The sequence below is a fragment of the uncultured Cetobacterium sp. genome, assembly GCF_947039425.1.
Classification (GTDB): domain Bacteria; phylum Fusobacteriota; class Fusobacteriia; order Fusobacteriales; family Fusobacteriaceae; genus Cetobacterium_A.
Genome location: NZ_CAMQYW010000059.1, coordinates 1 through 8,871, shown reverse-complemented (window position 1 = coordinate 8,871; position 8,871 = coordinate 1). Strand labels below are relative to the sequence as shown.

Sequence of the window (8,871 nt, the reverse complement as noted above, 5' to 3'; positions counted from 1 at the left end):
TTTTATTTACCAAATTTTATATGCTGATATTTTTACATTTAACCCTGGTAAATTTTTTACTGTTGTTTTTACCATGTAGTTCCCGTTATATATTCCTGCATTTATTATTTCGATTACATTTCCTGCATACAAATCTATTTTATCTATTATTGTTGTTTCTAGTGTTATTCTCCCTCTATTTTCTTTCATTAGTCTTATCTCTGCTAATTTCTTTAGATTTCCACTTTTACTTCTTTCATTGATTTTTAACACTTTTTCTTTTACTTTTCCTGGTAATTTAATTCCAAAATCTTTAAGTGAATAGATTGCAACCTCTTCTTTTAACCATTTGGATTGTGTGTGATTTATTTCTATCTTTGTATATAAATTCTTTGTTTCTTCATTAAATGAATAAATTGAATTGTTTAAATCAATAGTATATACAGATTTTTTCTTTTCATATTCTTCAATGCTAAACATAATTATTTTATTTACATTAACCTTAAAATTAAAACCCTCTTGTTCTGCTATTTTATTTAAAAAAGATAATCCTGTTTCATTTTCTTGTTTAAGATCTCGTAACATAGGATTATATTTTGAATTAAAATATGATGAAATTTTAAATTTCTTTGCAAACTCTTCATTTAAACTTTTTAAAGAGATTTCTCCCCATGTTTTAGTAGTAACTTCATCTTGACTATCTCCTAAAGGGATTGAGAGAGCTTTAAATTGCCCACTATCATTATCAAATGATCTTTCGTCTATATAATAGGTTCCTAATTTATATATCTTTATTCCTTCATCAACTGAATTCCAGTTTTGAGTCCAAAACTCAAAACTAACCTCTTGTCCAATGCAAAGTTCATTGTTTTCTTTTAAAAGTCTATTTGTATCATTTTTTAATGTAAAACTAATGCTATCTATTGCTCCTGATAAATTATCTGTAATAGTTAAAGAAGAAAGCTCATTACTGAGCTCAACCTCTTTATTATTGTAATAAGCTTTTACTCCAGTTCTCCTTGTTAGAACCATTCAGGTTCACTTCCTTTTGTGGTTAGTTTAATTATAGGAATAGCTATAGCTACTTCTGGTGGAAATATTACAACTTTTTTTAAATAATAATTTGCTTCTTTTAATTTGTTTATAAACTTGGTAGAACCATAAACTTTAAAAGAAATTAAATCCCAAGTATCTCCTGCTTTAGTTAGATAGCTAGTATGTTGTCCTTGCTCCATCTTTCACCATCCTTTTTATATCTTCTAGTATTTTTTTTCTTAATTTTTCTGACATATCTGCTAATGCTTTTAGTGTTTCATCTGCATTACTTGTTTCTATTTTCTCAATAGTTATATTTATATCTCCAATAGAAAAAGATGTTTCTTTATTATTGTTAGTATAACTATTGGTATTTGTTTCACTTGAACTGTTACTTTTAAGTTTTGAAAGCATATTACCACCAAAGGAATTATTTTCTTCAGCGGTAAGGACTCTTTCACCTTTATGTAGTTCAGCCATATAGCCATCATAAGGGACATAATCTAAACCTGTTCTATGGCTTCCATCTGCCTTAACTTCACTTCCTACGCCTAATTTATTAAGTAAAGCTCCTATAATTGGAATATTCTTAACCTTATCTCCTAGAGCTAGAAAGTTATTTCCTACTGCCTTTATTCGCTCTTTTATTCCATCAAAGAACCCAAAGAATCCACTTTTTAAATTATCCAAGATGCCTTTAGAACTGTCCCAATTATTCCAAAAGGACATTCCTAAATCATAAATAACTTTAAAAGGATTATATATTGCATTTAAAGTACTTATAATTGAACCTAAAGTTACAAACCATTGTTTAATAACTTCCCATATTCCTAATAGATTATTTTTTATACCACCAAATTTATGGAATAAATAAAGTAATCCTAATATAGCTGCTCCTACCCATACAATTGGACCTCCTAAAGTTAACAAACTTGTTTTTGTTGCTAATAAACCACTTTTTAAATAAGTAATAACTCCTCCTGCAGAAGCAATTGAAGCTTTTAATAGCACTAATTTTCCTATAAGAAAACTTATTCCTGTTACAATCTTTCCTATTCCTGCAAATGCTCCTATAAACATAATAATATTATCAATTCCTATATATCTATTTATCAATTCTAACCCTTGAGCTATTTTAGTAAAAGCATAGGCTACAATGTACATGGTTGATAATAAAGTTTTCCCTAATAATTTAAAAAAATTAATCATACTTGGATCTGTTAATATATTTTTTAGTGCTTTAAATCCAGGACCTAATACATCTACAAAAGTTTTTTTCAATTTATTTATTTTTTCAAATACATTTTGCCAAAACTTATTAATTGGATTATCTGATAGTTCTCCTCTTAGAACAAGTCCAAACTCACTTATGTATTTTGTAGCTGTTTTAATACTTTTTAGAGTTTTTTCAGTAAATATACTTTTCCCTACGGCCATTTTAAGTCCATCAACTGCTGACAAAAAAAGAGTTCTTGTTCCATTTATTCCTTCAAGCATAATATCTCTCATTTTACCTGCAGACCCTACAGCCTCTATATTCGTTGCTTTAGTTTGTGCTTTGATTCTGGCAACACCTGTATACAAAACTCCATTAATCTCTTTTTCTCCATCAAGTAAAGCATTAACAACCTTTGCTCCTTGAACTCTAAACATTTTAGTCAACATTTCTTGTTTTTTTAGTCCATTTATATTGTTCTTTTTAAAATAACCTTCAAGTTGTCCTAGAAAGTTAGCTGTTCCTATAAAGTCTCCACTTTTATCAGTTAGTTTTAATCCTAAGTTTTGAAATTCACTAGCATTTTTTGATATTTGTGAATATACAGCTCCTAATCCAGTTCCTGCAGATGATCCTTTTATTCCTTTATCTGCTAAGAGCCCTAACAAAGAAGAACTTTCTTCTATTGATACATTCATTCCTTTTGATTGAGCTGAAATATATTTGAAAGCTTCTCCTAAAGTTCCAACATCAGTATTTGTCTTTGACATTGTATAAGCAAATATATCTGCGACTTTTCCAGTATCTTCAGCTTTTAATCCAAATGCAGTCATATTATCAGATATTATATCTGAAACTAAGGCAAGATCTTCACCTGACGCCGCCGCAAGGTCTAACATTCCTGGCATTGCTGAAATTATATCTTTTGTTTTAAATCCTGCTAAAGCAAATTTTTCCATTCCTGCTGCTGCTTGTGTTGATGTAAAAGATGTCGTTGCTCCAAATTTTAATGCTGCTTTTTCCAAGGTAGCATAATCCTTTTTACTTGCTCCACTTATAGCTTGGACTCTTTTCATTTGTCCTTCAAAATCAGCATATTGTGACGCTGATTGTCCCGCAAATGCTCCTGTTGCTAAAACTCCTGCTACAGCTGCTCCTGCCGCAAATTTTCCACCAGCAACTAAAGCCTTCTTTCCTACTGCGCCTACTTTTTTCTTAAAACTGGCTACTCTATTAAATAATTTTTGTTTCTTTGTTACTTCTTCCAGTTCTTTACCTGTTTTTCTTATTTCATTTTGTAATTGTCCATGTGGAATCTTTAATTTTTTAAGTTCTAAAGAGTATCTAGCATATGCACTTCTTTCTTTATCAACTGTCTTTCCTAATTTGCTTTGAGCTTTTATTAAGGTTTTATATTCTTTTTCTTGCTCTTTGCTTAAACTTCCATTAGTATCTTTTAACTTATTTAGCATTTGAAGTTTTGAGCTAATTTTTTTGTACTCTAACATATTCTTATGAAGATGCTTTGGCACTAATTTATTTATACTATTTAATTGTTTTTGTTTATCTTTAAGAGATCCCATTTCCTTAGATAGCTTTTGCATTGTTGTAGGAACAGCTTTATCAAGCTGAGCCTTAAGTTTCATAACCATTTCAAAGCCTTTTCCTTTAGCCATAAGAACCTCCTTTTAATTTGACTTTTTGGTTAATATATATTATACTTTAATTACTCGAGTGCCTGAAGGCAACCGTGTTAATATTGTGTAATAGCTCTGATATGAGATAGGCACTCACTTTGTGGGTGCTTTTCTCATGTATATCAAGAGGTCAGAGCCTTGGTATACAATAGACACAATATTGACATGGGAGGTTATTGATGTATATCAACATTGAGACTTTAAATATTAATGGTGGAGTATTCCTTTTTGGAATATACTTACTGGTAATATTTTGGTTAAACAGAAGATAGTCCTCAAAACCTCAGCCTTCGGGCTTTTTTTATTTTTTTGTAAACATCTTTTTCCATTTTTCAAATAGATTATTATAATAGTCTAATTCATCTAATGTTGAGCTCCATAATACGTCATAATCTATTTTCATATTCATACCCATTGGATTGTTTAGTAAGATAGAGAGCTCTACAATCAGCTCTCTAAATGTTTCATAAGGATTTGCACCTATTCATTCTCCTATAAAGTTCTTTACATGTCTAATTACGTTATAAGTATCTATTATATTTAAATCAAAGAAATCTTCATATGGAATTTCTGTCATTCTTTCAGCCATCATTAAAAAATACTCATCATCTAGTTCTGCTAATACTTTAGCTGATTTTTTCTTTTCTTTCTCATATCTAGCTTTACATATTTTCATATCTTGACCTGTTAAATTTGTTCTAAACTTAATAATCTTTTCTCCATTGATTTCACCTTTTAGCTCTAACTCACCATACTCACTTTGCAAAACTTGTAATTCATCTTTCTTAATTTCACTTTTATTTTTTATTTTTGTTTTTATTCCTTGTCCATCTTTAAAAGCCGCTATATCATTTTTGATATCTAATGTTTCTTTTGACATTTATGTCCTCCTAAGTTAGCCTATTATGGCATTTATTCCCGCTCTTAAGTCTTCTCCTTCAACAATTAGAACAGTGTTCTTTTGATCTATTTCATAGATTATTTCTTTGTCAATTTCTAACTTGAAGTAAGATAAATTTATTTCTATTTCAGGTTCTAATTTTCCATTCTGAGCTACTTCTCCGAACTTATGGCTTTTAATACTTCCTTTAATTGTTACATATAGTCCAATTTCCCCGATTTTTTCATCATCTTCTTTTTGAATTACTGCAGCTAAAATTAAATTTATTTTTTTACCTGCAGTTAACTTTAAGCCTGTCTTATCTACTCCTAAAAATTTCATTGTAGTTGTCATAGCTTCAGGCATAGATTTTATAACTTCTTTATATCCACCTAGTCCTAATACATTTATTTCCTCTTCTTTAAAAGAAATATCTGGAAGCTGAAAACTGGATACTCCAACTATCTTTTCAGAACCATTAATTTTTACAGCACATTCTTGAATTAAACTTGGTATCATATTTACACTCCTTATAACTGATAAATTTCTTTAGCAAATTCGCTACTATTCATTACATTAAAATTTAAATTCTCTCCTATAGGAATATCTCCAAAGGCAATAAACCAAACAAATTTACCATTAGCTACATTTTCTCCAGGATTATCAATTTTTTTAAATTCAACTCTTGCTCCTAAAATCTTTTCTTCCGATTTTAAAGAAGATAACCATTGATTTAAATTATCTCTAATTGCAATAACTCTTGTTATCGGCATCTTTTTATCTACTTCATTTTGATTATTAATAGCTATTGTATTACAAATAAATTGAATCATCCTTTTAGCGTGTATCCATATATCTTTTTTCTCTGTTGTTCCTCCTGGTTGAAATGCTGAAGTTCTATTTCCCCAGAACACAAATCCTCCAGTTGTTTGGATTGCTGTTAATATTCCATTTTCATTTAAAAGTTCCGCTTGTTTTTCATCTAAAGATATATCCATATATTTCTTTGTTGCTGCATCTTTATATACAATTTTACTTATTTTAGCTGCCTTATTAGATGGAGAATCACAAGGAACTCCATCATTTACAGCATTTCCTCTTAAAAGTTCACAAGCCACTAATGTTGATAAATGAAGTACTTGATCTCCTAATACTCCTTTTCCATAACAAAGTATTTGTTCTGGATCTATTGCATTATTTTCTTTTTTCCATTTAATAGCATCTCCGTATTTTGTTGTTTCAGGGATATCGGCTATTATAATACTTTTCCATTTCCCACCATTTACATCTTGAAATTTTGTATTCATAATAGTTCTAAGTTCATTATCATGAGTATATCCTGGTGCTATTCCCATTCCAGGAATCACACTATATTTTGAGAAAATATCATCGACCACTTCAAGTCCTTCTTTTTTAAGTGTATTAATATCAACTTTTCCTATAATATCTGAAGCTTGTACTAGCTCTGGATTTAATTTTTTAACTGATATAGATAAGGGATCTGTTATTTCAGATTCAAAATGAATATCAATATAACCGTTATCATCGAAAGATGTTTCATATTGTGGGATTGGAGAAGTTTTTTCTCCCTCTTTTGCAGAATTCATTCTTGTTATGATTATTCCATCAGGAAGAACTCCCGTTCTTTCAATTTTTACAGTTGCATTTTTAGCAATAATATCTTGTATAATTTCAACCTCACTATGCTTAGCAGGGTCAAGTACATTTATACAAATTACTGGAGATACTCCAAATAATTGGAAGGCTGTATATAGTGTTTCTGATATATTAAAGCCTTTAATATTGTTTACTCCTCCAAAGTATTTAGTAGCTTCCTCTTTATTTTGAATTAATATTGGTTCATTTATACAAGTTAAATCTCCCATATTAATTGGAGCTGCACCTATAACTACGACAGGTGTTTTAAGTGATAGATAAGACTTCTCTCCACTATCAATCTCATTAACTCTTAAACCATGTCTAAACTGCATTTAATACCTCCTTAAAGGCCTTTTCTATTTTTCTTGAATAAAAACTATTTTCATCTCTTAATTGAGCTTTGATTTTTGGATAATCTGTTGTTAAGTAAAATAAGATAGTTATTTTCTTGTTACTCTTCTTTAGCTTAGTTAAGTCATTTTCTGAAATAACCATCCCATGTCTTAATAAATAACTTTCAACTTGTAGATCCTTTCCTAAATAAATATATTTTTTCATTAAAAACCTCTCTCTGCTAATAAATTTGATTTTGGAGTCGGAATATTTGCTTCAAATGTTACTGAATATACCCAGTAATCCATTCCACACTCCTCTATATTAAATTCACTTTTTATTGTTGATGGATTTATAGCAAATTTACCAGGAACTAAACTGTTTTTTTCAATAGTTTCTACTACTAATTCTCCTAGTTCAAATAATTCTTTAGATGCTTTAGCATCATCTTCTCCATTTACTCCAATAATTATTCTAAAGATTCTTTTTCTAAACAAATTATCTTTAATTTCATTAAGTGGACTTAATACAATAATTGGTGAATTCTCTTTTTCTTCATTTTCTTTTCTCATTCCTGATTCTTTTGGAAGAAAAAATTCATAAAACTTTAAATTTGGATATTTAATTTTCTCTTCTAAGTATTCAAGAATATGTTTTTGAATTTTTAATGTTTTAGACATTATCAAGCTCCTTTCTAAATGCCTCTTCTAACGATTTATTAAATATTTCATTAGCTCCTTTAATTACATCCTCTGAAAGGGCATTATTAGCCATTTGAAAAGATGAAGCTGACTTAACTCTAGCAATATGATTCCTCTCTCTGTTTCTAATGAATAAACCTAGTTTTGATGTGTTATTTTTATAGAATGCCCAGAACATAGTTTTCATCTCTGTTTTTCCATTTTTCTTTCTTACTTTTGCTAATAATTTGCTTTTACTTCTTGCTGGACTCATGTTAGAAACATAAAAATCACTAATATCTTTTCTTTTAGCACTTGCAAGTAATGTACTTTCTCTATTTTTAGTCAACATCTTCATCCCTGGACTAACTAGTCCAGGGAAAACTTCATAATTTGCTTTAATTTCTTTTTTTACATTTTTATTTATATATGCTGTTGTTTTTCTTAAAGCTTTATCTAAAAGCTTATTAACTTTTCCTCCTTCTCTTCCAAAGAAGGCTTGTATTTTTTCATTCAAATCATTTTCTATTTCAATCTCTATCATAGTTTATTTCTCCTTAGTAGAAATTCTTTAATATATTCATCGCTAGAGATATTTTCTATAAAATATTTAGTTCCGTTTATCTTTACTTCAGAACCTTGAACAAATATATACTCTTTAAAAGGTTCTGCATTTATTTGTAAAATTACTGATTCTTTCTTTGGGTCAGTTGGGATTCTAGCTTTCTTCCAAGTATCTTCACATATTGATAAAATTCCAATAACTTCAAATGGATCACTTGGTGGGAATTCAATTGTTATTTTTTCTGCAAATTCATCAGTATTAAATATAACCTTCTCTATATCTTGAGCTATTTGTTCTTTTAAAGTTTTCATTTATACTTCTTTTGATTCCTTAAATGTTTTTATCTCCTCATCTAAATTAAGATTTTTTTCTTCAAATTTCTCTTTTGCTTCTTGATATATTTCTACTTTCTTTTTTGACACTTACTCCATTTGGAAGTTGTTTTTTCTAAATTCTTTTAATTCTTTTATAGTAAGAGGATAATTTTCTAAATTTTCTTTGCTGATTTCTTTATCTATGTTTTTTTCAGTTTTAGATTCTAATTCATTTTCTTTTTCCATACAATCATCTCTAAAAAATCGTTCATCTATCTCTAAAATTTCATCTTTTTTATATTCTTTATTATTGTAATAAACAGAACAGTTAATAATCTTAACTTTTATTTTTTTCATATTTTTCTCCTTAATTTTTATTGATTAAATAGCTTGAAAATATACCCATGAGCCAGGGACTTCTGGTCTAATAAATGGAGCACTTTGTAACTCTAATAAATCTGCATTCTTTTCAGGAACTTTAATAGCTACTTCTTTTGCTACATGTAAAGTTAG

The 8,871-nt window shown here is 28.9% G+C and carries 11 protein-coding genes; all 11 read right to left on the bottom strand.

Going from position 1 to position 8,871, the window contains the following annotated elements; all coding sequences use genetic code 11:
- Positions 1 to 6 precede the first annotated feature (6 nt).
- Complete coding sequence (locus Q0V09_RS04965; protein WP_297406441.1) at positions 7 to 1,011, bottom strand: hypothetical protein; 1,005 nt, start codon at positions 1,009 to 1,011, stop codon at positions 7 to 9.
- On the bottom strand, positions 1,002 to 1,214 hold the full coding sequence (locus tag Q0V09_RS04960) for a tail protein X (RefSeq protein ID WP_297487450.1): 213 nt from the start codon (positions 1,212 to 1,214) through the stop codon (positions 1,002 to 1,004). The genes Q0V09_RS04965 and Q0V09_RS04960 overlap by 10 nt, the downstream gene beginning before the upstream one ends.
- Complete coding sequence (locus tag Q0V09_RS04955; protein ID WP_297487448.1) at positions 1,192 to 3,906, bottom strand: phage tail tape measure protein; 2,715 nt, start codon at positions 3,904 to 3,906, stop codon at positions 1,192 to 1,194. The genes Q0V09_RS04960 and Q0V09_RS04955 overlap by 23 nt, the downstream gene beginning before the upstream one ends.
- A gap of 505 nt (positions 3,907 to 4,411) precedes the next feature.
- Positions 4,412 to 4,807, bottom strand: coding sequence for a hypothetical protein (locus tag Q0V09_RS04950; RefSeq protein ID WP_297487447.1), 396 nt, complete (start codon positions 4,805 to 4,807; stop codon positions 4,412 to 4,414).
- Positions 4,808 to 4,822: 15 nt separating this feature from the next.
- Positions 4,823 to 5,326, bottom strand: coding sequence for a phage major tail tube protein (locus Q0V09_RS04945; protein WP_297487445.1), 504 nt, complete (start codon positions 5,324 to 5,326; stop codon positions 4,823 to 4,825).
- 11 nt (positions 5,327 to 5,337) lie between these two features.
- Positions 5,338 to 6,798, bottom strand: coding sequence for a phage tail protein (locus tag Q0V09_RS04940; RefSeq protein WP_297487443.1), 1,461 nt, complete (start codon positions 6,796 to 6,798; stop codon positions 5,338 to 5,340).
- Positions 6,788 to 7,024, bottom strand: coding sequence for a hypothetical protein (locus tag Q0V09_RS04935; RefSeq protein ID WP_297487441.1), 237 nt, complete (start codon positions 7,022 to 7,024; stop codon positions 6,788 to 6,790). Before Q0V09_RS04935 ends, Q0V09_RS04940 begins: the two co-directional genes overlap by 11 nt.
- Positions 7,024 to 7,479 (bottom strand): hypothetical protein, encoded by a 456-nt coding sequence (locus Q0V09_RS04930; RefSeq protein WP_297406994.1) that lies wholly within the window; start codon positions 7,477 to 7,479, stop codon positions 7,024 to 7,026. Before Q0V09_RS04930 ends, Q0V09_RS04935 begins: the two co-directional genes overlap by 1 nt.
- Positions 7,472 to 8,023 carry a hypothetical protein gene (locus Q0V09_RS04925; RefSeq protein ID WP_297487439.1) on the bottom strand — a complete coding sequence of 184 codons (552 nt, stop codon included), beginning with the start codon at positions 8,021 to 8,023 and terminating at the stop codon, positions 7,472 to 7,474. The genes Q0V09_RS04930 and Q0V09_RS04925 overlap by 8 nt, the downstream gene beginning before the upstream one ends.
- Positions 8,020 to 8,355 (bottom strand): hypothetical protein, encoded by a 336-nt coding sequence (locus Q0V09_RS04920; RefSeq protein WP_297406990.1) that lies wholly within the window; start codon positions 8,353 to 8,355, stop codon positions 8,020 to 8,022. Before Q0V09_RS04920 ends, Q0V09_RS04925 begins: the two co-directional genes overlap by 4 nt.
- 111 nt (positions 8,356 to 8,466) lie before the next feature.
- Positions 8,467 to 8,715, bottom strand: coding sequence for a hypothetical protein (locus Q0V09_RS04915; protein ID WP_297487438.1), 249 nt, complete (start codon positions 8,713 to 8,715; stop codon positions 8,467 to 8,469).
- Positions 8,716 to 8,871: the final 156 nt, after the last annotated feature.

Excerpts from the sequence above, each read along its gene's own strand:
- Q0V09_RS04950 (WP_297487447.1), bottom strand. The coding sequence starts at position 4,807 with ATGTCAAAAGAAACATTAGATATCAAAAATGATATAGCGGCTTTTAAA.
- Q0V09_RS04925 (WP_297487439.1), bottom strand. The coding sequence starts at position 8,023 with ATGATAGAGATTGAAATAGAAAATGATTTGAATGAAAAAATACAAGCC.
- Q0V09_RS04945 (WP_297487445.1), bottom strand. The coding sequence starts at position 5,326 with ATGATACCAAGTTTAATTCAAGAATGTGCTGTAAAAATTAATGGTTCT.
- Q0V09_RS04965 (WP_297406441.1), bottom strand. The coding sequence starts at position 1,011 with ATGGTTCTAACAAGGAGAACTGGAGTAAAAGCTTATTACAATAATAAA.
- Q0V09_RS04960 (WP_297487450.1), bottom strand. The coding sequence starts at position 1,214 with ATGGAGCAAGGACAACATACTAGCTATCTAACTAAAGCAGGAGATACT.
- Q0V09_RS04940 (WP_297487443.1), bottom strand. The coding sequence starts at position 6,798 with ATGCAGTTTAGACATGGTTTAAGAGTTAATGAGATTGATAGTGGAGAG.
- Q0V09_RS04915 (WP_297487438.1), bottom strand. The coding sequence starts at position 8,715 with ATGAAAAAAATAAAAGTTAAGATTATTAACTGTTCTGTTTATTACAAT.
- Q0V09_RS04955 (WP_297487448.1), bottom strand. The coding sequence starts at position 3,906 with ATGGCTAAAGGAAAAGGCTTTGAAATGGTTATGAAACTTAAGGCTCAG.
- Q0V09_RS04920 (WP_297406990.1), bottom strand. The coding sequence starts at position 8,355 with ATGAAAACTTTAAAAGAACAAATAGCTCAAGATATAGAGAAGGTTATA.
- Q0V09_RS04935 (WP_297487441.1), bottom strand. The coding sequence starts at position 7,024 with ATGAAAAAATATATTTATTTAGGAAAGGATCTACAAGTTGAAAGTTAT.
- Q0V09_RS04930 (WP_297406994.1), bottom strand. The coding sequence starts at position 7,479 with ATGTCTAAAACATTAAAAATTCAAAAACATATTCTTGAATACTTAGAA.